A 22,364-nucleotide genomic window follows, 5' to 3' on the forward strand; every position below is an offset into this window, starting at 1 on the left:
ACGCCTCTAGTGAATCGTTGTTTGGAACTGATTTTCGAACCATTTTATCGGATGAATCAAAACATATATGACAAATACGGTTCCTTAGATTTCGGAATTGGATTAAGTTTCGTGAAACAAACAATCGAGAAATTTGGTGGTTCAATCCATGCATTGAATTTGGTGGATCACACAAATGAAAAGAAAGAAACAAAAATAGAATTTAAGATCTACTTTCCTTATTCTTCTTCTGCAAAATGAAGGAAACCTCGATCATTTGGTTGGTATTTTTTGCCATCCTTTATAAATTGAACCCCAGGTTTTCCAATTTCCATTCTTCCAATCCTTGTCACAGGGATGGAATGGATTTCATTGGGAAGAATTTTAGGGGATAAAAATAAAAGTTCCAATTCTTCCCCTGAACCAAGGCAAGCATCCATTCCCAATACCTTTTTTGCCAAAGGGTGGAGGGGAAGAGACTCAATTTGAATTTTTAATTTTCCTTTGGAAGCAATCGCCAATCTTTCTGCATCTTGGATGAGTCCATCTGTCACATCCATACAGGCATGGATCGGATATTGGCTCAGTGGTTTTTGTAAGGTTTGTCTTGCTTTCGGCAAAAGATGCCTTTGGATGGCTTTTTTGTACTGACTGTCTTTCCAGTTTTTTTTGAGGCAATGGAATCCGAGAAGACTTTGCCCCAAATCCCCCGTGACATAGAGATAATCTCCCGGTTTTCCACCAGAACGAAGCCATGGTTTTTTGACAGTTCCGACAACCGTTAGCGTCAATTGGGTTGTGGGAGAGGAAAAGGTGTCGCCACCTGCCAGTTTCATTCCATACTGGTGGAGGGAAGAGCGTAGTGCTTTAGAAAAGGCCAATACCCATTCTTTTTTCCGAGACGTAGGAGAGAGGCCCAAATTCAGAAAACATTCTTTGGGTACACCACCGGAAGCTGTGATGTCAGATACGTTCACCTCAACAAGTTTTCCTGCAAGGACATTGGGACTTGACCATTGATGAAGGAAATGGGTGCCCTCCGAAAGGGAATCCGTTGTCACTAGGCGGTTTGGTGCTAAAAAATAACAATCGTCCTCTGGGGGTGGTACTTGCCCAAATAAACTGCGTATGATGTCTGATTCTTTCAAAGCTTCGTTTCCAATAAATTTGTTTGACCCGTTGTGAAAACCGAAAATCCTGACATAAAAGAGGAAAATCTCGTACTTATGGAACTATTGTCTAAAGCCCACAAGACCCCTTCTATTGCAAAAGAAGCCGTACAAAAACAGTGGTTTGTTGTGGACGCAACTGATAAAACTCTCGGAAGATTGGCAAGTCAAGTCGCTTCCAGACTTCGCGGAAAACACAAGTCTACATTCACACCGAACCAGGACTGTGGAGATAACATCATCATCGTTAATGCTTCTAAAGTGGCTGTTACTGGTCGCAAAAGAGAACAAAAAATTTATTACCACCACTCAAGATACCCAGGTGGTATGACTGCCATCGCTTTCCACAAACTCATCCAAGAGAACCCAGAAAGAGTGATCATGGAAGCAGTAAAAGGAATGTTACCTAAATCGAAATTAGGTGACCAAATGTTAAAAAATTGCCGCGTATTTGCTGGTAATGACCACAACCTAGGTGCTCAAAAGCCCCTAAAACTGGAGTTAAAATAAGATGGCGCAAAAAGCAGTTTGGGCAGTAGGCCGACGCAAAACATCTGTTGCACGTGCAAAAATCGCATCGGGAACAGGAAAAATCACAGTCAATCATAAAGATGTAAAAGATTACATCAAAAACGGAGAACATTTAGTTCGCCGTGCGCTTGAGCCTCTTCTCGTTTTAGAAGCTCGTGACAAATACGACATTGCACTCAATGTAACTGGTGGTGGAGTGATTGGACAAGTAGGAGCGATTCGTCATGCTGTGGCGCGCGCACTTGTTGCTTTCAACGAGTCACTCAAACCTACTTTGAAAAAAGAAGGTTTTCTCACTCGTGATAGCCGTATGGTGGAACGTAAAAAATACGGTTTACACAAAGCTCGCCGGGGAACTCAGTTCTCAAAACGTTAATCGGAAATTTCCTCTTTTTTCCGATACGAGAAGCCTCCTTCGGGAGGCTTTTTTTTTCTTCTCCGTCTAACACATACCACCTATGAACCAAATGATCTTTTACCTTGCCTTTGCCTTTGGAACCTTTGCTAGCAGTTGTTTTTTATACTCCATTGTAATTTTTTCACAGACTTTAACGGTAGTTAAGGGGTTTTCTGGAATCGTATTTTTCTTTTTGTTTTTACCGTTTCCTTTGTTCTTTTTGTATACGGGGTATTTACTCGACCGTTATTCCAAAAAGTGGGTGGTTGTGTGTTTTCAGTTTTTTTTATTTTTATCTGCATTACTTCTTGGTGCTTTCACAAACCTCTTTGAAACCTATCCCTATTTGTTATTGCCACTCGCCTTTATCAACGGAATTGGAATGACAACGGTATTACCGGGACGGATGGCACTGCTTCGTGAGGTAATGGAATCTCATAAACTCGTGTTTCATACCATTGCAGGGAATTTACTTTTGATTTTTTCCTTTGGGATGAGCCCTCTTGCAGTGGGTTGGATTCGGGAATTTGAAACCTATTCGCAACTTTTCTTGGTTTTAGCAGGACTCCATGCAATTTCCATGTTCGCCTTTACATTGTTACGTTCTAAAATAAAGGAAATTGATTCTACTACTTTACAGGTTCGTAACAGAACTAATCCCAAAACCAATCCCATACATCAGGTAAATCAAACTTTTGACAGTTCAGAAATTCCATCTCTTTCAGGAAGTCTCAGATTGGTGTTAGATTTTTTAAAGGCAGACCCAGTTTCAAGGCAAGTCATGTGGATTGCCGTGTTTAGTATGCTTGCCCTTGGTCCCATCCAAGTGGTATTACCCCAATATGTGAAACAAGAACTTGGGCTTGGGGAATTGGCACGTGGGTCAGTCCTCGTTTTCCTCGGTCCTGGACTCTTCCTTGGCGGAATCCTCACCATCCTATTCCACCACCTAGAACGAAAGGGTTTGGTTTTATTGTCAGTGTTTGCTCTCTCTTCTGTTTTCTTTTTGGGATTCATCCCTTTTTATGATGCAAAGGCAACTTCGTTTTTTCTGTTTTGTTTTGGAGTATCCGGTGGGATCCTTTCAAGCCTGATGCCTGCCATCTTACAAAAACGAGCTGACGACGCACTCCGTGGAAGGATCCTTTCTCTTTACACCGTTTGTTTCCAATTCACTCCAGCCATTTCTGGATTTTTTGCGAGTGTCTTACGTGACCATACAGGAAGTTTTTGGACCTTCATTGGCCTTGGACTTAGTTTTCTTTTGATTTCTTTATTTTCCTTCCTTCGGTATACGGAATTACGCGAAAGTTAAATTCGAATTTCCTTGCCCTAGGAGGCAAATCCGATTTCCGTGTAAGTGTATGAAGTTCAAATCGGTCCAAGAAATCGCAAGGTTGTACACGAACTATTTCCAAGAGAAAGGGCACACAATTGTGCCATCTTCCAGTCTCATTCCCAAAGGGGATCCAACTCTTTTATTCACCACTGCAGGTATGGTGCAGTTCAAACCACTCTTCACTGGGGCAGTGGAATTGCCATACACAAGGGCCGCCTCCATCCAAAAATGTGTTCGTACCACGGACTTGGAAGTTGTTGGTAAAACAGAAAGGCATTGTACATTTTTTGAAATGTTAGGAAATTTTTCCTTTGGGGATTATTTTAAGAAAGAAGCCATTGAATACGCGTTAGATTTTTCTTTAAACAAATTAGAAATTCCAAAAGATAAAATTTGGGTCACAATTTACTTAGATGATGATGAAGCTAAAAAAATTTGGATGGATGCCGGGATTCCAGAAGAACGAATTGTAAGGCTTGGAAAAAAAGATAATTTTTGGGGCCCTGCTGGAGACAGTGGTGCGTGTGGTCCTTGTTCGGAATTGTATTTGGATAGGGGGCCAGAAAAAGGAGGCCCAAATTGTGGCAACAACCCCAATTGCAAACCTGGTTGTGATTGTGATCGTTATTTAGAATATTGGAATTTAGTTTTTAACCAATTCAACCAAACGGTCTCGGGAGAATTACTCCCTTTGAAACAAACTGGGATTGATACGGGTTCCGGTCTTGAACGTGTGGCCATGTTATTACAAGAAGTAGACTCGGTATATGATACCGATGAATTAAAGTCCATCATCAAACAAATTGAATCCCTTTCTGGTTATGAATATAACGAAACCACCAAACAATCGTTTCGTGTGATCACTGACCATTCTCGTTCTGTATTTTTTTCCCTTGGTGATGGGATTTACCCAGACCGTACAGGGCGTGGGTATGTGATCCGCCGTCTTATCAGACGTGCTTCCCTTTTTGCCAGAAAACTTGGAATCCACGAACCATTTTTATACAAATTGGTTGGCACATTAAAGGATTTGTATTCGGTCCGTTACCCCGAATTAAAAGACAAAGCGAAAGACATTGAATCCATCTTCAAAAAAGAAGAAGAACTATTCCTTCATACACTCGAAGTGGGCCTTGAGGAATTGGAATCAGTTTTAGACCATCTGAAAAAAGAAAAACAAACAGTCGTTACAGGAAAAGAAGGTTTTCGATTGTATTCCACCTATGGGTTCCCGAGAGAGATGACAAAGGAACTTGTGGAAGAACGAGGGTTTTCTTTTGACGACAATGGATTTGAAGAGGAATTGGAAAAAGACCGTGACCTGTCACGTGCAAGTTGGAAAGGAAAAAAAATCCAATACCTCACAGGTCTTACCGTTTCTCCTGAATTGAAAACAGAATTTTTAGGTTATACGGAATCAAAATCGAAATCAAAGGTTCTTTATTTGTTTGTGGATGGAAAATCAGTTCCGTCTGCCAAACAAGGGGAAGAGGCCGTGATTGTTCTCGACAAAACTCCTTTTTATGCGGAGGGGGGTGGTCAGATTGGTGACACTGGTTATTTAAAAAAAGAAGGTTTCCAATTCCAAGTCCAAGACACTCAAAAAGAAAATGATACCTTTTTGCATATGGGAATGATTTTAAAAGGAAATCTTTCTGTGGGTGAGGTCGTCGATTCTGAAATAGAAGTGGAAAGAAGACAAAATCTAGCAAACCATCACTCCGGCACACATTTGTTAAATGGTGCACTCCGAAGGATTCTTGGAACTCATGTGTCTCAAAAAGGATCCATCGTATCCTCTGATTATCTTCGATTTGATTTTTCTCATCCGAAAGCTCTCTCCAAGGAAGAAATCATCCAAATTGAAACAGATGTCAACGAGGCTGTGAACCAAGAGATCCCGGTCAAAACTGAAGTATTGAGCCTAGATGCAGCAAAAGAGTCAGGTGCACTTTCTATGTTTGATGAAAAATATGGAAGTGTTGTCCGAGTGATCTCAATGGGTGATAAATCCAAAGAATTTTGTGGTGGGACTCATGTAACCAATACCAAAGAAATTGGATTTTTTGCCATCGTGAAAGAAGGAAGCCCTGGAGCAGGGAACAGAAGGATTGAAGCAATTTGTGGGGATTCGGTTGTGAGTTATTTTTTACACCAATTCCAAACTTTGGCATCTAAAATTGAAACCCATAACTTAACCGCAAAAGAGACGTTTGGTGACTTAAAAGAATTTGGAATCACAAAAGAAGTTCCGTCTCCTGAATCCTTACAATCAATGTTTCTTCGGGAAGGAAAAGGGATCGTAACGCGGCTTCGTAAACTTCGGGAAGGATTAGAAAGTGAATTGGAAGAGAAGTCCAGTGCTCTTTTCAAAGCCAAAAAGAAAAGTGAACAACAAAAATTCCAAATGAATCCCGAACTTGTGGATGGATTGTTACAAAAGGCACACAAGTTCCCAAAAGGGAAAGTTGTGACAGAATTGTTTCCTTCTGTGGATGCAAAGTCCCTCAAAGATTTAGCGGACTCACTCAAAGCCAAGGAACCAGAAATTTTATGTTTGTTTGGAACAACGGAAGGGGAATCATCTACCTTAGTTTTTATGTGTAACAAGGTTTTGAATGAACGTGGGATCCATTGTGGTGACATGCTCAAAGAAACCTTAGTGATGTTAGATGGAAAAGGGGGAGGTCGACCCGATATGGCTCAAGGTGGTGGTAAAAAACCTGAATCCGTTGCCAAGTCCTTGGAATTTGCCCTTTCCCTTGCAAAAACAAAATTGTCGTAAAATCGATTTGATGAGAAAAAACAAATTGGAGAATCAAAATGGCACAAGACCCTTCCTTTGACATTGTATCGAAACTCGACCGACCTGAATTACAAAACGCGGTCTCCCAAGCAATGACGGAGATCCAAACACGTTTTGATTTTAAAGGATCCAACTCCGAAATCAAAATCACCGATGACCAGTTGGTTTTGACTTCTGAAAATGAAATCAAACTCAAACAAGTGATTGATGTCCTCACAACAAAAATGGCAAAACGGGGGATCAGCCTCAAAGCATTTGATTTTGATTCCAAAATTGAACCTGCCACAGGACAAACTGTTCGGATGAAGGTAAAAATCCAAAATGGTTTGGACAAAGAACAAACCAAACAAATCACAACCCTTATCAAAGACCAAAAACTAAAAGTGCAAGCAACGATCCAGGGGGACTCGGTGCGAGTGGTGGGCAAAAAGAAAGACGATTTGCAGGAAGTGATGGCAGCCATCCGCAATGCGAATTTCAATTTTGATGCTAATTTTACAAACTTTAAGGGATAATTTCTGGCAGAACAGAAAGCCTCTTTGGCTTCCAAATTTTTTCTGTCTATGTCTCGAAACCGTCCGATATTTCCCGTATGGACCCTAAAAAATCCGTATGGGGATGGACCTTACCTAGGAAAGATTTCCTCCCGTATTTATTTGTATTTTCCGGAGTATTTTTACTGTTATCCCTTTTTTCCTTCCAAGAAGGAGAGGATGGATCCCTTTTCAATTGGTTTGGAAGGCTTGGGCATTACATCGCTCTCACTCTTTTTTACCTACTCGGAAAAACTTCCTTTTTGTTTGCAGGCTTTGTTTTGCTTTTGGGTGTCCTTTCCCTTAGAAATCCTGAATTTGATAGCCTAAGTAAGGCTTTATTTTTTCCCATTTTTATCATCGCCACCACTGTGAGTTTGAACCTTCTCGAAACTCCTATGGGCCATGTAGGGGATAGTGGTGGGATTTTTGGACAATTTTTCTCTTGGATCTTTTCCTATCTCTTTGGCGAAACAGGACGAGTGCTTGTTGTTTTTTTTCTGTATTTGTACTTTGCCGTGATTTGGCTCGAGGATGGAGCTTGGTCGTATACCTTTTCTACCATCCACTCCGTTTCTGAAAAATTATACCACCTTATGGGGGGAAGGAAAGAGTTCCCCCATCTCAAACTGCCTTCCTTTATGGAAACCGTTGTATCCACACGACGTGCTCCCGAAGCGGAAGTAAAACGAAAAGGATGGTTCCAAGTCCAAACGGAAGAAGAGTCCAAAGAAGATTTGGCCCATCATTTTTGGAATGTAGTCGCAAAGGAAAAAGGGAGAGAAATGAATTTCCCAAACGGAAATTTTCCTTCCCATTCCGTTTCCCAAGATGGGGATGATGGGTTTCCTAGTTCCCGATTGGAAGGAAATCTTCCTAAAAAAAATCCAATCACTTCCCATCTTCGATTCCTAAATGCCAAAGAGTTTGAAGGATTTTTTGATGCAACGGAGACGGTCTTTCGTTTCCAAAAACAAAAATCCAATCCAAGTGTGGATGAAAATGCGAATCGAAATCGGATTCCTCGTCTCCAGTTAATCGATAAACGCGAATTAGATGGAGTAACAGAAGGTGCAAAATCAGAAGAATTCGATCAGGAACGAGAATCCAAAATCCTCTTTCAATTTCCAGAAGCCAAATGGAAACCAAAATTGGATATCGGTGTCTCACTTGATCATTTAGAACTTCCAAAACTAAATCCAATCAAATCTGTGTTAGGTGAAAATGCATATCCTTTTGCAAAACGGAATTTGGATTCTTTTTCCCTTGCAGCTGACACGTCTGATTGGGAAGATTCGGAAGTGGATTCCGATGGATACGAATTCGAAGGAACCGAATCCGAAAACTTCGAAGCAGAGTTTGAAGAAGGTACGAAAGGAAACGAAGGATCCCCAACTGTCACCATCCCGATCCCAGAATCGGTTCGTTTGTCCCTCGTGGAAGAAACTGGTTTTGAAACCAATGATTTCGAAGATTCCGCAGACGAAGATACAGACACAGGTTCGTTAGAGGAAGAGGAATACGAAGAAGAAACGTTGGAGACCTTGGCCGTGGAAGAATCTTCGCCTCTTGTCCGCTCCAATTTGAGCGCAGGAAATTTCGGTAAGAAAAAACTTCCAACGAAGGAAACCAAAGTAGAGCAGGAACTTATGTTTGGTTCCATGGTGCCAAAACCCAAATTGAAAAAAGGGAAGTATTACATTTCTCCTAGGTTACTTGCGTCCCACCAGGTACCTGTGGCCAATATCTTAAAAAATGATTCGGAACTTGACCTGATCGCCAAAAAAATCGAAGAGTCCACCGGTCACTTCGGAATCGAGTCAAAGGTCATCACAAAGGAACGAGGACCGATCATCACTCGTTACGAAATCACCATTCCGAATGGAATCAAACTGAACCGAATTGTTTCCTTATCTGATGAAATCAGAGCCTACCTCGAAGTGAAAAACATCCGGATTGTGGCACCTATCCCTGGTAAGGCGTCCATTGGAATTGAAGTTCCTAACCGTGTCAGAGAAGATGTGTTCTTATCTGAAATCTTAAAAGATACGATCCTACAACAAAAAGCAAAAGACCTTTCCATTTGTATTGGTAAGGATATTTCCGGGAAACTTGTGATGATTGATATCGCCAAACTCCCTCACTTACTTGTCGCAGGGACAACGGGTTCAGGAAAGTCCGTGAGTATCAATGCGATGATCACAAGTTTGATTTGCACTCGTTCTCCAGAGGAAGTGCGATTCATCATGATCGATCCAAAGATGGTGGAGATGACCCTTTACGAAGGAATCCCTCATCTTCTGATGCCTGTCATCACCGATCCAAAAAAGGCAACGAAGGCATTGTCATGGGCCATCCAAGAGATGGAGAGTCGATACCAAATGATCTCCCAATTGAAAAGTCGGGACTTCAAAAGTTTCAACGAAAAGGTAGAGGAATATGCCCACGCCAAAGGGTTCCAAAAACTCCCATACATTGTGATCTTCATTGATGAGCTTGCTGACCTTATGATGGTTTCTGGGAAAGACTTAGAGGAACAAATCCAACGGATTTCCCAAAAAGCAAGAGCTGTCGGAATCCATTTGGTCATGGCAACCCAGAGGCCATCCGTCGATGTGATCACTGGGGTGATCAAAGCGAATTGTCCGGCTCGTGTGGCCTTCCAAGTGGCACAAAAAACGGACTCACGTACCATCCTCGATACCAGTGGGGCAGAAACTCTCCTCGGAAAAGGGGACTTTTTGTACCGTTCTCCTACTTCGAGTGACCTTATGCGGATCCAGGCTCCCTATATTGAAGAGAAAGAAATTGATTCCATCGTGGAAGAGGCCAAAAAACAAGGGGCTCCTGCTTACGTGGAAATGAACTGGGACGATGAAACGAATATCGAAATGGCCTCTGATGAAGATGAAGAACTTTTCGATGAAGCTTGGAACATTGTTGTGACCGAAAAAAAAGCCAGTGCGAGTTATTTGCAACGTAGGATGAGGATTGGTTACAACAAAGCAGCAAGGCTTATGGAACTCATGGAAATGAGGGGTTATGTTTCTCCGCAAGTGGGGGCGAAACCTCGGGAAATCTTACGTTCAGCGTAAATCATCGACAAGAGAAGTTTGTCTGAAAAACTGGGAAACTATGAAAGTATGGATCGGATTTTTGTTACTTGTTTTGGGAGTTTCTTTGGAGGCCCAAACAAGTCCGGCTCACAATTGGCATTCCCCATCGGAAGTTGTCAAAAAGATCAAAAAAAACTTCAGCGAAATCAATTCGTATTCCGCTGATTTTCTCATCAAAACAGAAGACAACAAAAAAGAAAAACAGATGCGTGGGAAATGTTTCTACAAACGCCCTGGAAAAATTCGTTATAACTTTGCCGAACCAGAAGGGGACGAAATTGTATCTGATGGAAAAACCCTTCATATCTTTATCAAACGGTTAGGTGCTGTTGGCAAACAAGACCTAACTCTCGATCGCAAAAATTCTTCTGGACCTATCTTTACGACAAACAGTCCCGAAGGGTTAAATCGACTTTTTCGTAAATACCATTATAAATTTGATACCATCGAACAACCTCGTTCCATCGGTGATACCACAAAGTACTTTGTACTCGATCTTGACCAAAGAGAAAAAATTGGTGGGTTCGAAAAGATGAAACTGTTTGTGGATTCAGAATCTTACTTAATCAAAAAAGCAGTGGCGACTGATGGTCGTGGCAAAGTCACAACGATATCATTTTCAAATATTAATTTTTCGGAAGAAATCCAAGATGGAGTTTTCAATTTTCATATGAGCGGGAACGCGAAGATTGTCAACAACCCACTTGTCTCTGAGAACTAAACTGAAAGAGGAGTTCATTTTGAATACAAAACGAGTTGGTCAGATCCTAAGAGAAGCAAGAGAAGACAAAAAACTTTCTGTGAAAGATGTCGCAAAAGAAACAAACATTGCGGCGAAATACATCATCGCTTTGGAAACAGAAGATTATTCTCAATTCCCAGCCGAAACCTTTGCTCTTGGATTTTTAAAAAATTATGCCAGTTATTTAAAATTGGATACAGCAATGTTACTCAATTTATACCGCGGCGAACAAATCGAAGAATCACAAGCACCACTCGAAGAACTCACCCGTCCAACAACCACTCCGTTTAGTTTGGACCGTAATAAAATCATAAGCCTTGTTTCCCTCTTTTTGTTTGTGATCTCAGCGTACATCATCTACATCAGTTTTGAAGACTCAGGTTCCGTCTCCATGGATGAAGACAACACGGAAGTGAGCCAAAATGTAGAACAAACCAATAGTTCTGACATTCCTTCTGGCATTAATTTTGTATCCCAAAGTGTTCCTGAAAATGCAAGTGTACCATTTATCCTCACCGAAGACCGTGGTGTGAGTTTTAGTGTGAACAACCAACAGTGTAAGATGTTCATCAAAGGTGTTTCTAATGGAAAGGCAAACCTTGGATTTAATATCTTTCCTGAGAAAAATGTATATTTTTTCCAAACAGCCGAAGGGGAAGAAACCATCCTTTCTTATAAGATTGAAGAACTATCGTCTCTTCGTCGTGACATCCGTGTGGTGACACAAGCGGTAACAGAAAAATCAGCGAAAGTCCTTGTGACTTTAAAAGAAGAAAGGGAAGGGGTTGCTGTGAAATCTCCTGTAGGAGATGTTCCTATCCAAGTGACACTTTTTTTCTCCAAACCAAGTTACGTTGAATTTGTGTTAGATGGTCAAATGGGCGAACGAGGACTTGTTTCTGCGGGTGAGGTAAAACACTTAGAAGCCCGTGATAGACTCGAGATCAAGGTTGGAGATGGAGGGGCTGTGGAGATGGTGCAAAATGGAAAAGAACGAGTGGTTCTCGGGAAACCAGGAAAACTCGTGAAAAAAATCTTTATCCGCAAACCAAATCCATACGATTCCACTCAGTCCATCATTGGAGAGTTAGGCGAGTAATGCCGAAACTAAAAGAAAAAAAAGAAGAAACTCCAAAGTCGTTTTTCATCACAACCTTAGGTTGTCCGAAAAACACAGTGGATTCTATGGCAATGCACCAGTCCTTATTAAAGGAAGGACTGCTTCCAGCCGCAGACCCTGAAGCCAGTGACTTTCACTTGGTGAATACTTGTACCTTTATCCAAGATGCAACCAAAGAAACCATCCAAACCATCCTTGATTCGATTGATATCAAAAAGAAAAACAAACAAAAGTTAGTTGTTGTGGGTTGTTTTGCGGAACGCGCAGGAAAGGAAATCTCTGCGGACCTTCCAGAAGTGGACCTCCATTTTGGAACGGGTAAGTATGACAAAGCAGGGGAGATCCTTCGAAATACCTTCCCACTCGACTTCAAAGACCTTACGGAATTCAATGAAGACCTTTTGGAAAGATTAAGAACTTCGAAAGGCATCGAAAACTATTCCAAACCATATTCCTATGTAAAAATCTCTGATGGTTGTAACCGTGGTTGCCATTTTTGTATCATTCCCAATTTACGTGGGAAGTACAGAGACACGGAAATCACCGATGTTTTGGAGCAAACAAAACTTGCGATCAAAGCGGGTTCCAAAGAAATTTGCCTAGTTTCTCAAGACACGGTGTTTTATGGCAAAGACACAGACAAACTCATGGACTTGGTTCGTTCTGTGGCAGCTGTAGAGGGACTAGAGATTTTGCGACTCCTCTATTTGTACCCAGATAAAAAAACAGAAAAGTTACTAGATTTGTACAGAGAAATTCCTAAAATTGCCCCGTATTTGGAAAGCCCTTTGCAACATGTATCCAAATCCGTTTTAAAATCCATGAACCGCACGGGTGATTACGAATTCTTTAAATCTCTTTTCCAAAAAGCAAGGGACATCCGTCCTGATTTAGAAATCCGCACTTCCTTCATCCTTGGTTTTCCTGGGGAAACGATGGATGATGTCGAAGAGATCATTCGTTTTATAGAAGATGTGAAACCGGAAAAGGTAAATCTTTTTCCGTATTCACCACAAGACGGAACCAAAGGGGCAACGATGGAAGGCCAATGGAAAGACAAAGAGATAGCACACCGTGTGAATCTTGTCCGCGAAGCCTACCTTGGAACCTTAAAATCCATCCACCAAAACCGAATTGGCAAAGTATACCCTTGTGTCGTAGATGAAGTGTTAGATGAAGGAGCTATCGTACGGCGTTTCCAAGATGCACCTGAGATTGATGAAGTGGTGTATGTGGAAGAGAAAGGTTTAAAAGTAGGCCAATTTGGTAAGGTCAGAGTGGATTCTTTTTATGAACTGGATATGTCAGGGACTTGGGTGGTTTAGTGGAAGATTGGAAAACCATTGCCAATATCCCAAACCTACTCACGGTCCTTAGGGTTCTCGCATTACCGTTTTTTATCTTTGCTCTATTCCAAAAAGAATGGGAATACCAGATTTTTGCTTTTGTCATTTTTGCACTCGCATCCCTAACTGATTTAGTAGATGGGTATTTGGCACGTAAATGGAACCAGCAGACTGAATTTGGAAAATTCCTAGACCCTCTTGCAGATAAGTTTTTAGTCATTGGTTGTTTTGTTACTTTTTTATTCATCCATGAGCCTATCGAAGTTTGGATGGTGGTGCTCATTGTTGGTCGTGACATGCTCATCACCTTCCTTCGTTACATTGCAGTTCGGTCAGGAAATAGCCTTAGAACCACCATGATGGGAAAGGTCAAAACTGCTTTCCAAATGGGAGCCATCCTCATCATCCTTGTTGTGTTTATGCTCATCTCAGGAAAACGCCGTGCTATGATCAACGAGACCTATGCAATGGGGAAATTGGCTGGGTATTCGACTTTTGAAGTGGCTTCGCAACATGCGAATGAGTTTTATACAATGGTGAAAACTTCAGAGAACTTAACATTTAAGGATTTTTTTGATTCCATCGCTTCCTTTGTTCCTTATTTCGGAATGTTATTCACAACCCTCATCACAGTGATATCGGGCCTTCGTTATATTTTTACCAACTACCAACTGTTAAGCTTTTCCAATCTCAAAAGGATATTTTATGACCGCTCTAACTAGTAAGGAAATCCTTGGCCAAGTGGTGTCTGGGCACCATTTGGTGGATACCCATGCTGAGTACTTTTTAAATGAAGTGATGGATGGCAAAGTGACGGAACCTGTGCTTGCTTCCTTTCTCACGGCATTAAAAATGAAAGGGGAAACCACGGACGAATTGTACGGATTTGTGCGTGCGATGCGTTCCCATGCCATCAAACCCAAAACTTCCTTTGGTTTCGATTTTTTGGATACCTGTGGGACAGGAGGAGATGGAAAGGGGACACTCAATGTTTCTACGCTTTCCGCTCTCACACTCGCAAGTCTCGGACATAAAGTAGCCAAACACGGGAACCGTTCCGTTTCTTCCCTTTCGGGAAGTTCCGACATCCTTTCAGGTTTGGGTTATCCTTTGGAACGAACCCACGAAGAATGTGAAAATGAATTCATCCGCACTGGGTTTGTGTTTTTATTTGCGCCTTCCTGGCACCCTGCAATGAAGTATGCTGGTCCTGTGCGAGCAGCGCTTGGGTTTCGGACGTTTTTCAATTTGATTGGACCACTTTCCAATCCATTTGCACCTACCCACCAAATCGTAGGGGTTTATGACCGTTCGCTATGCTTGCCAATGGCAGAAATTTTAGCCAAATTAGGGTTAAAAGCTGCCATTGTTTGCCATTCTCAAGATGGGTTGGATGAGTTTTCCATTTTTGAACCAACAGACTATGCTTATTTTGATGGAAAGACCACAAAAGAACTCAGTTTTGATCCGAAGGAACTCGGGTTGACAGCAACAGAACTTGATCGAAATACAGTGTTCTCTTCTTCCAAAGAGGGAGCGGAAACACTCTTTCGTGCCGTTTTAGATCCCTCTGGCCCTTCGGGAGGGACAGCGATGGTGTCACTGAACGCAGGTGTTTCGTTATTTTTGCTCGGGGTTGTGAAAGACATCCGTTCCGGTTACGAAATTGCAAGAGATGCACTACTTACGAAAAAAGTTCTCCGATTCGCGCGTGAAACATTGAATTTAAGATAAGGCCTGTAAACATTGGATAAATAGCTATGCTCAATTTAGAATTTTTAACATCACAATTCCTAATCCTTGCCCAAGAAGAGGGTGCAAAGTCCTCTCTTCAGTCCCTGATCATCATTCCCATCATGCTTGTTGCCATGTACTTTCTTGTGATCCTTCCCAATAAAAAAGAAGAGAAAAAAAGAAAAGAGATGATCGGTAATTTACAAAAAGGTGATACCGTTGTCACAAGTAGCGGGCTTCACGGTAAAATTGTAGAGTTCAAAGACAATAACGAAACGGTTGTACTCAGTGTTTCTGCAAACACTAACATCACCTTTGATACTAGCGCCATCCTCAAGAAAAAAGCGTAAGATGAAATCCTTCTTTTCCATTTTAATTTTTCTTGGTCTTACAACCTCCCTCTTCTCGCAAGAGGGTTTGGATTTTTTGGATAAGGTGAATGATAAACCAAAAACCACCACCAAACCCAAAGAAGACACAGTCCAAACCACAACCAAAAAACAAAGTGGGGTTGTGACCACAACTGGTGTGACATCAGGGAAAAAGAAAAAATCGAAAAAGAAGTCAAAACAAAACCAATTGGCAACGGAAAACCTTCCGCAAAACAATAATCTGGTGGCAAATCCAAATGGAAATCCTGTAGTCACGGAAAAAACTTTGGTTCCTGGTGAAAAACAACCTGCCGTTTTGGAAGAAGAGGAAGTTGTATCCAATGCATATTGGATGGACTCACAAGTTTCAGTGGAGCCAACGGGCCTTCCTGGTTTTTCCTCTGATTTAAAACTCGCGAAATCGGAAGTTTCAAATTCCACTTCTGAATCCAGTGTTAATAAAGATTCAGGAAAATCATTTTTTAACGTTTCTGATTTTTTTGCGAAATACAAAAAAGCAATGATGATCCTTGGAATCATCATCCTCTTTGCTTTTTACAGACTTAGATCTGCTCGTCCTGGATCTAGTAGTCGTTCTTATAGAAGATAAAAATTTTAGGAGCAAACCAACTTGCAATCGTATCGACTCTTACTTCTACCATTTTTCATTTTAGTGGTATCCTTTACCATTTTGTATCCCAATTTTGCCGATCGTACTTTAAAAGTAGTGGTGAGAGAGGATGTTTATTCTCTTCCAGAGGCAGAACAAAAAGCGCTTGTTAGTGGGCTTTTTGAGCGATGGGAAAAAGATTATGGAAAAAGTTCTGGTTGGACGATTGTTCCAAAAGGAACTTTGCCTCCAAAAGAAAATCCATTTTATATTGTAAATGGAAGGTTTATCACTTCTGCTAAAATCAATCAGATATCCCAAGAAAACCAAAACCTAGTAAATGAAGCCAAAAACAAATTGGAACCAACATGGATTGAAAACATGATCCGTGGAGGCAAATCTTTGTCCATCAAACTTGGTCTCGACTTACAAGGTGGTATGAGAGTTGTGTTAAAAGGTGATTTTGAAGATTACACTACAAAACTCCGAGACCTCTATGCCAAAGAAATAGCTGAACTCAATGTCACTGTGAATAATCCTACAGTGAAACCAGAAGATAAAGAGAAAGCACAGAACCGTTTATCGGAAATAGAATCTAGTTTCGACTTATCGCCAATGCGTAAAATTGTCGAACTTGAAAAAGCTAAGATGATCATCGACAATCGTCTCACAACTCAAAACCTTACGGAACCCCAAGTGAGGATCCAAAAGGAACAAGATGCGATAGAAGTATCCCTTCCAGGTGTTTCCAACTCTGCCGCAATCTTAGAAATTTTACAAAATACAGAAACTGTCGAATACCGTTTGGAAGAACCAAATCCATTTACCTATAAATCGATCATCGCTGATAGTGAGAGAAGGATGATGGACCTTGGCCAAAGGGAAAAAACTGATATTTATCTTTTTCAGGAACTTGTGAAAAACAAGGTTGGGAAAAAAGCCCAAGATGAGTTCCTTGCTGGACTCGAAAAAAAATACAATATCCCAAAAGAGTACAAAGTCTATGCGATGTGGGCACGTGGTAATTCTGCCAAATCTACATTGTTACCTAGAAGTTTTGTGGTTTTAGAAAGAAAAATTGCTCTGTCTGGAAACGACATGACCAATGCACAACCTTCGTATAACTCCAACTCATATGGATGGATGGTGAGTTTTACGTTAACTCCAAATGGAGCAGAGAAATTTTTTGATTTAACATCTGAAAATCGAGGTCGTAACTTAGCGATTGTTTGGGGGGATAAAGTGATCTCCAATCCTGTGATCAATGATCCAATTGCTGGTGGGCGCGCAGAAATTTCAGGAAGTTTTTCCGAACAGGAAGCCATTCGTTTGGCAAACGTGATTTCCGAAGGAGCCCTTCCGATTCCACTTTCTGTTCTTGAAATGCGTTTTATTGGACCAACTCTTGGGATCGAATCGATTGAAGTGGGTGTAAAAGCCGTTGCGATTGGATTTTTCCTTGTGATGGTTTATATGATCTTCTATTACCGGTTAGGTGGATTTATCGCAGATCTTTCCTTACTTGTGAATATTATCATCCTTGCTGCTCTTTTGACTCTTATGGATTTTACTCTGACCCTTCCAGGGATTGCGGGGATTATCTTAACTGCAGGTATGGCTGTGGATGCAAACGTCATTATTTATGAAAGGATTCGAGAGGAAATTGAAGAAGGTAGGGCGCTTTCTATTGCTGTGACCAGGGGTTTTGAAAATGCATTTTGGACGATTATGGATGCAAACGTCACTACCCTCATTGCAGGGATCCTAATGATCCGCCTCGGGAATGGACCGATCAAAGGTTTTGCGATCACTCTTTGTTGGGGGATTGTCACAACACTTTTCACATCCTTATTTTTATCTCGATTGTTTATGGAGTTAAGTGTAAACCGATTTGGAATCCACCATTTGAACTTAAGGCCTTTTTTCTTTGGAAAAAAAGAGGGTAATCATGCGTAATATCAATTTCACGAAGTATAAATATTTCACACTGAGTTTTTCGTTTTTAGTTATCGTATTTGGGTTTGTTGTTACATTTTCAAAATACGGTGGGTTTGCCCACTCACTCGATTTTAACGGAGGTCTCCGTACCGTTGTAGAACTTCCAAAAGACAAAACTCGAACTGATCTGGAAACTTATTTCCAATCCAAAAAGATTGAAGCAGTGGTAATTTTGTTAGAGAAGGAAAAGAATATTTTCCAATTGGATATCGGCCTTGGATCCCTAGACACAATTGAAGCACTTTACAAAGAGATTCCAGAAGACAAACGTGAAACTTCTACCTCCGCGATTGACAGGTTTGTGCAACTGCTCCGGTTTGAATTTAACCTTTCAAAAGAAAAGGTATTATCTGCGGACCAAGTAGGAGCTGTTGTAGGAGGAGAACTCACAGAAGTTGGGATCACCTTACTTTTAACGACACTTGGTATCATCCTTCTGTATCTAAGTATCAGGTCCCAATTTAAGTTTGCACTCGCATCAGCGATTGCTCTTGTTCATGACATCCTAATGACACTTGCTCTCATTGGTTTTTTACAAATCAAACCGAGTGTTCCCATCATTGCAGCCCTTTTGACGTTACTTGGTTATTCCATTAACGATAAAATTGTTGTGTTTGATCGGATTCGTGAAAATGCACATGGAAAGGATAACCTAGCTCTTTCCAATATCATCAACGTATCCATTGCACAAACTTTGGGAAGGACCATCAATACATCTTTCACTACGATGATTTCTGTTGTGGCGATCATTGTGGGAGGAGCTGCAGAATTGTATGACTTCGCCTTTGTTTTACTCTTTGGTGTGATTGTAGGAACCTATTCTTCGATTTACATTGCTGCTCCAATCTCTGAGATTTATGACAGGCTCAGGAAAAAACGATTCGCTTAAACCAAATTAGATGGATGTAGGGAAAAAGAAGGAACTTTATTCTCTACATTCCCTTTTGGGGTTTCTCGCCATGGGTAAAACGGGTGGAAACCCTCCTGTTTCCGCTATCCTCACAAATTCGGATGGAGAAGTTTTAGGAAAAGCACACACACAAGGATTTGGTGGAAACCATGCGGAACGTGAACTTTTTGCATCACTCGAAAAAAACAATCCTCGAAACCAAATCAATGAGCAGGTAAACCTTTCAAAGGAAAGGTACATTGGTTCGGATGGGTCTAAACCAAATACTCCTTCCGTTTTTTCCGATTCCATTTTATCGGTAAGCCTTGAGCCTTGTACTCATTTTGGGAAAACACCACCTTGCCGGGATTTGGTGCTCGAATCCAAACCAAAAGAACTTCTGATCGGTTGGAAAGATCCAAATCCTTTGGTTTTGTCTGGTGACTGGAAACCTTATCAGGAAAAAGGAATTTCGGTCCGTTTGGATCCAGTGCTTGCCAATACGTCCTTACCCTATTTACAAGGATTTATCAAACGAATGAAAACCGGTTTTCCTTGGGTTTGGATCAAATCAGTGACTTCAAAAGAAGGAAATTTTGCGAGTTCTTTGTACCAAAAAGAAAGGGTAAATGGTGAGGAAGCCGATCTGTTTCTCCAGATGTTACGTGCCAAATTTGATGCAATCGCCGTTGGTCCAAATACGGTTTTTACCGACGAACCCTCGTTACATTTTAGAATTACCGATTCTATGATCCAAAATGCTGGGATTCCAATCCGGGAAACAGAATTAGTTCCTTTTTTTGACGCAAAAACCAACTTTTTGTCTGCTATTTCGCAGTGGGCAAAGGAGACCTTATCGCTTCACTTGTTGGAAGGAGAAAAATACCAACCCTATCGCGTTTTTATTTTGGATCCCAATCGACTTCCCAGTGAGACGTTTTGGCAAAAACAACGAGACCTTACAGATACGTTTGGAAAGAAACTTTGTGTTTTTTTCCTACTGGTTGCGAGTGATCCTAATGGATCCAAAGGAATTGTATTGCCAGATGGATTGAAAAACCAAATGGAAACTCTTTCCTCTTATCCCATTTTTCCTTTGGGTAAAGAAGATGGTGGATTTTTTTTAAAAACTCTTGGAAATTTAGGTATCAATACCTTGTTATGTGAAGCTGGAAGTTTTTTCCCAAGTTTTTTACAAAATTCATTAACGGAAGAAGATAGTATATTAGAAATTCGCAATGATAAAAAATCACTTCCCGATGGAATTCCATTTTCATACATTGAGGAACCGATTCTTTCCGAATTTCGAATTGGTTCCAATTCTCTTTTCATTCGAAATCCTAAAAGGAGTTTATAGTTTATGTTCACAGGACTTGTCGAAACTTTAGGAAAGGTGGTTCAAATTGAACCGATTGATTCCGGAATCCAATTTACGATTGAGACGGAATGGGAAAATCCTGATATCAAACTTGGGGATTCGATTGCCATTAACGGTGCATGTATGACCGTTACAAAATATTCTGATTTAGGGAATATTTTCCAATTTTATGCTTCCTTTAAGTCATTGGAACTCACCAATTTATCTCGGTTAGGTGAAGGAGCAACTGTCAACTTAGAACGAGCCATGGCACTTGGGCAGAGATTTGGTGGGCATATGGTCCAAGGCCATGTGGATGGAGTGGCAAAAGTCAAAAGCCGCAAACAAATTGAAAATGAAGTAGAAGAGTTTTGGGTGGAAATACCAAAGGAACTCCAGAAATTTTTTGTGAAAAAAGGTTCGGTGACTTTGGATGGAATCAGCCTCACCGTCGTGGATGTAAAGGATGGAAACATCCAACTCATTCTCATCCCAGAGACCATGCAAAAAACCAATGCAAACTCTTGGAAGGTGGACTCCCGTCTCAATGTGGAAGTTGACGTTTTAGCCAAATATATAGAAAACTATTTGGCCGAAAGGGGAAAATCGTTAGGAAATTAATTGCGTTTTAAAAGGTCGTCAATGTCGGAATCATCAGAATCCGTGTTGGAATACTTCAAATGGAAATCATTGCTACTCATGATTTCGAAAAACATATCAAGTTTTGCTAATTTAAACACATTTTGGATCATCGGCTTCATCCCAACAAGTAAGAGTTTCCCTTTTTTGTTTTTTAAGGAATTAAGGCTTTTGATAAGGGATCCAATTCCTGAGGAGTCGATGTAATCGAGACGGCTCATTTCGATCGAAACCAGGTTTGGACTCGATTCAATCAATTTGTTGAAAATGGATTCAAACTCTTCTGTGGATTCAATATCAAATTTCCCCGCGATTTCGATGGTTTTGATCTTTCCTGTTGTGTTTAATTTCAGTTCCACAAGTCCTCCGATCCGGAACATTTAGACAAAAGAAATAGGAAAAATCAATGAATTTCTTTGGGAATCTTCTTTAATTCGGAACGGCTTTCAGAGTTTTAGTATATAGAGGCCTTTCCCTATGATACGTCCGATCGAAGAAGCAATCGAAGAAATCCGCCAAGGCAAAATGATCATTCTCGTCGATTCCGAAGACAGAGAAAACGAAGGGGATTTGGTCTGTGCGTCCCAGTTTGCAGACAAAGACAAAATCAATTTTATGGCGACCCATGGACGTGGTCTCATTTGTGTCCCAATGGAGAGGGAAAGGTTACAAAGTTTGGGCCTCGGCAAGATGGTTGATGACCTAACACTTGGAGACAAACATGGCACCGCGTTTACCGTTTCGGTGGATGCTAAATATGGAACTAGTACGGGAATTTCTGCCCATGACAGGGCCAAAACTGTCGAAGTTTTACTTGATCCCAAAACAAAACCAGATGACCTGATGCGACCTGGCCACTTGTTTCCACTGCAAGCTGTGACTGGTGGGGTATTACGGAGAGCAGGGCATACGGAAGCAGCTGTCGACTTATCCAAATTAGCTGGACTATACCCAAGTGGTGTGATTTGCGAAATCATGAATGATGATGGTTCCATGGCACGAATCCCCGATTTGGAAAAATTTGCCAAAACCCACGGGCTGAATATTTATACCATCGAAGACCTCATCCGTTACCGTAGGCACAAAGAAAAACTCATCCACCTAGAAGTGGAAGCAAACCTCCCAACCGAGTTTGGTGATTTTAAAATCAAAGCTTATTCGACTCAAATTGATGATAAAATCCATATGGCACTTGTGAAAGGAGACATCGAACCAGACAAACCAGTGCTCGTTCGTGTTCATAGCGAGTGTTTGACGGGAGATATCTTTTCTTCCCAACGTTGTGATTGTGGACCTCAACTCCATAATGCTCTTCGTATGATTGAAAAAGAAGGGCGGGGAGTTTTACTCTACATGCGACAAGAAGGACGTGGTATTGGGATCATCAACAAACTGAAAGCCTATTCCTTACAAGAAGGGGGACTTGATACAGTGGAGGCAAATGAAAAATTAGGATTTGCTCCAGATTTACGTGAATACGGAATTGGTGCACAGATCCTCCGTGACATCGGAGTCAAACAAATGAAACTCATTACGAATAACCCACGTAAGATTGTTGGACTTGAAGGTTACAACCTCCATGTCACAGAACGAGTACCCATTGAAATTGATCCTGTAGAAGAAAATCAAAAGTACCTGCAGACAAAAAAAACAAAACTCGGGCATCTATTAAATTTACACGGTTAATT

At 41.1% G+C, this 22,364-nt stretch carries 21 protein-coding genes; 19 read left to right on the plus strand and 2 right to left on the minus strand.

Annotation, left to right across the window (positions count from 1 at the left end):
• On the plus strand, window positions 1-240 hold a 240-nt coding region (locus tag LEP1GSC202_RS00435; RefSeq protein ID WP_039927769.1), incomplete at its 5' end, for an ATP-binding protein.
• On the opposite strand, the gene thiL is transcribed toward LEP1GSC202_RS00435, so the two are convergent.
• Window positions 219-1,127 (minus strand): thiamine-phosphate kinase, encoded by a 909-nt coding sequence (gene thiL / locus LEP1GSC202_RS00440; protein ID WP_015675804.1) that lies wholly within the window; start codon window positions 1,125-1,127, stop codon window positions 219-221. The two genes, LEP1GSC202_RS00435 and thiL, sit on opposite strands and share 22 nt — an antisense overlap.
• 78 nt (window positions 1,128-1,205) lie before the next feature.
• On the opposite strand from thiL, the gene rplM reads away from it, so the two are divergent.
• The 17 genes from rplM to LEP1GSC202_RS00525 all read left to right on the plus strand — a co-directional run bounded on the left by rplM (window position 1,206) and on the right by LEP1GSC202_RS00525 (window position 20,658).
• Complete coding sequence (rplM, locus tag LEP1GSC202_RS00445) at window positions 1,206-1,658, plus strand: 50S ribosomal protein L13 (RefSeq protein WP_015675928.1); 453 nt, start codon at window positions 1,206-1,208, stop codon at window positions 1,656-1,658.
• A gap of 1 nt (window position 1,659) precedes the next feature.
• Entirely contained in the window at window positions 1,660-2,055 is a 396-nt protein-coding gene (rpsI, locus tag LEP1GSC202_RS00450) for a 30S ribosomal protein S9 (protein WP_015675896.1), read from the plus strand.
• 82 nt (window positions 2,056-2,137) lie between these two features.
• Window positions 2,138-3,391 (plus strand): MFS transporter, encoded by a 1,254-nt coding sequence (locus LEP1GSC202_RS00455; protein ID WP_015675897.1) that lies wholly within the window; start codon window positions 2,138-2,140, stop codon window positions 3,389-3,391.
• A gap of 49 nt (window positions 3,392-3,440) precedes the next feature.
• Window positions 3,441-6,200: an alanine--tRNA ligase gene (gene alaS / locus LEP1GSC202_RS00460; protein ID WP_015675806.1), complete on the plus strand. Its 2,760-nt coding sequence runs from the start codon at window positions 3,441-3,443 to the stop codon at window positions 6,198-6,200.
• A 38-nt stretch (window positions 6,201-6,238) separates the two neighbouring features.
• On the plus strand, window positions 6,239-6,736 hold the full coding sequence (locus LEP1GSC202_RS00465) for a YajQ family cyclic di-GMP-binding protein (RefSeq protein ID WP_015675952.1): 498 nt from the start codon (window positions 6,239-6,241) through the stop codon (window positions 6,734-6,736).
• A 77-nt stretch (window positions 6,737-6,813) separates the two neighbouring features.
• On the plus strand, window positions 6,814-9,849 hold the full coding sequence (locus LEP1GSC202_RS00470) for a DNA translocase FtsK (RefSeq protein WP_015675851.1): 3,036 nt from the start codon (window positions 6,814-6,816) through the stop codon (window positions 9,847-9,849).
• A gap of 40 nt (window positions 9,850-9,889) precedes the next feature.
• A complete protein-coding gene (locus LEP1GSC202_RS00475; protein ID WP_015675901.1) occupies window positions 9,890-10,591 on the plus strand; it encodes a LolA family protein in 702 nt (233 codons plus the stop codon).
• Window positions 10,592-10,610: 19 nt separating this feature from the next.
• Window positions 10,611-11,711, plus strand: a complete 1,101-nt coding sequence (locus tag LEP1GSC202_RS00480; RefSeq protein ID WP_015675980.1) for a helix-turn-helix domain-containing protein — start codon at window positions 10,611-10,613, stop codon at window positions 11,709-11,711.
• Complete coding sequence (locus LEP1GSC202_RS00485; RefSeq protein WP_015675756.1) at window positions 11,711-13,057, plus strand: MiaB/RimO family radical SAM methylthiotransferase; 1,347 nt, start codon at window positions 11,711-11,713, stop codon at window positions 13,055-13,057. The genes LEP1GSC202_RS00480 and LEP1GSC202_RS00485 overlap by 1 nt, the downstream gene beginning before the upstream one ends.
• Window positions 13,057-13,800: a CDP-diacylglycerol--glycerol-3-phosphate 3-phosphatidyltransferase gene (pgsA, locus tag LEP1GSC202_RS00490; protein ID WP_039927850.1), complete on the plus strand. Its 744-nt coding sequence runs from the start codon at window positions 13,057-13,059 to the stop codon at window positions 13,798-13,800. The genes LEP1GSC202_RS00485 and pgsA overlap by 1 nt, the downstream gene beginning before the upstream one ends.
• The gene (gene trpD, locus LEP1GSC202_RS00495; protein WP_015676012.1) at window positions 13,784-14,812 is read left to right on the plus strand and encodes an anthranilate phosphoribosyltransferase; all 1,029 of its coding nucleotides are present in this window, start codon (window positions 13,784-13,786) and stop codon (window positions 14,810-14,812) included. Before pgsA ends, trpD begins: the two co-directional genes overlap by 17 nt.
• A gap of 26 nt (window positions 14,813-14,838) precedes the next feature.
• A complete protein-coding gene (yajC, locus tag LEP1GSC202_RS00500; RefSeq protein WP_015675989.1) occupies window positions 14,839-15,162 on the plus strand; it encodes a preprotein translocase subunit YajC in 324 nt (107 codons plus the stop codon).
• A gap of 1 nt (window position 15,163) precedes the next feature.
• Window positions 15,164-15,793, plus strand: a complete 630-nt coding sequence (locus LEP1GSC202_RS00505; RefSeq protein ID WP_015675805.1) for an SRP-less Sec system protein — start codon at window positions 15,164-15,166, stop codon at window positions 15,791-15,793.
• A gap of 21 nt (window positions 15,794-15,814) precedes the next feature.
• Window positions 15,815-17,749 carry a protein translocase subunit SecD gene (gene secD / locus LEP1GSC202_RS00510; protein WP_015675884.1) on the plus strand — a complete coding sequence of 645 codons (1,935 nt, stop codon included), beginning with the start codon at window positions 15,815-15,817 and terminating at the stop codon, window positions 17,747-17,749.
• The gene (gene secF, locus LEP1GSC202_RS00515; protein WP_015675959.1) at window positions 17,742-18,680 is read left to right on the plus strand and encodes a protein translocase subunit SecF; all 939 of its coding nucleotides are present in this window, start codon (window positions 17,742-17,744) and stop codon (window positions 18,678-18,680) included. The genes secD and secF overlap by 8 nt, the downstream gene beginning before the upstream one ends.
• A 10-nt stretch (window positions 18,681-18,690) precedes the next feature.
• Window positions 18,691-20,037 (plus strand): deoxycytidylate deaminase, encoded by a 1,347-nt coding sequence (locus tag LEP1GSC202_RS00520; RefSeq protein WP_015675802.1) that lies wholly within the window; start codon window positions 18,691-18,693, stop codon window positions 20,035-20,037.
• A gap of 3 nt (window positions 20,038-20,040) precedes the next feature.
• Complete coding sequence (locus LEP1GSC202_RS00525; protein ID WP_015675739.1) at window positions 20,041-20,658, plus strand: riboflavin synthase; 618 nt, start codon at window positions 20,041-20,043, stop codon at window positions 20,656-20,658.
• Here the strand turns inward: LEP1GSC202_RS00525 and LEP1GSC202_RS00530 are convergent.
• Window positions 20,655-21,035 (minus strand): STAS domain-containing protein, encoded by a 381-nt coding sequence (locus LEP1GSC202_RS00530; protein ID WP_039927852.1) that lies wholly within the window; start codon window positions 21,033-21,035, stop codon window positions 20,655-20,657. The genes LEP1GSC202_RS00525 and LEP1GSC202_RS00530 overlap by 4 nt on opposite strands.
• 118 nt (window positions 21,036-21,153) lie before the next feature.
• Here LEP1GSC202_RS00530 and LEP1GSC202_RS00535 point away from each other — a divergent pair, with 118 nt between their 5' ends.
• Window positions 21,154-22,362: a bifunctional 3,4-dihydroxy-2-butanone-4-phosphate synthase/GTP cyclohydrolase II gene (locus tag LEP1GSC202_RS00535; protein ID WP_015675950.1), complete on the plus strand. Its 1,209-nt coding sequence runs from the start codon at window positions 21,154-21,156 to the stop codon at window positions 22,360-22,362.
• Window positions 22,363-22,364 lie beyond the last annotated feature (2 nt).

This window comes from Leptospira yanagawae serovar Saopaulo str. Sao Paulo = ATCC 700523, assembly GCF_000332475.2.
Lineage (GTDB): Bacteria > Spirochaetota > Leptospiria > Leptospirales > Leptospiraceae > Leptospira_A > Leptospira_A yanagawae.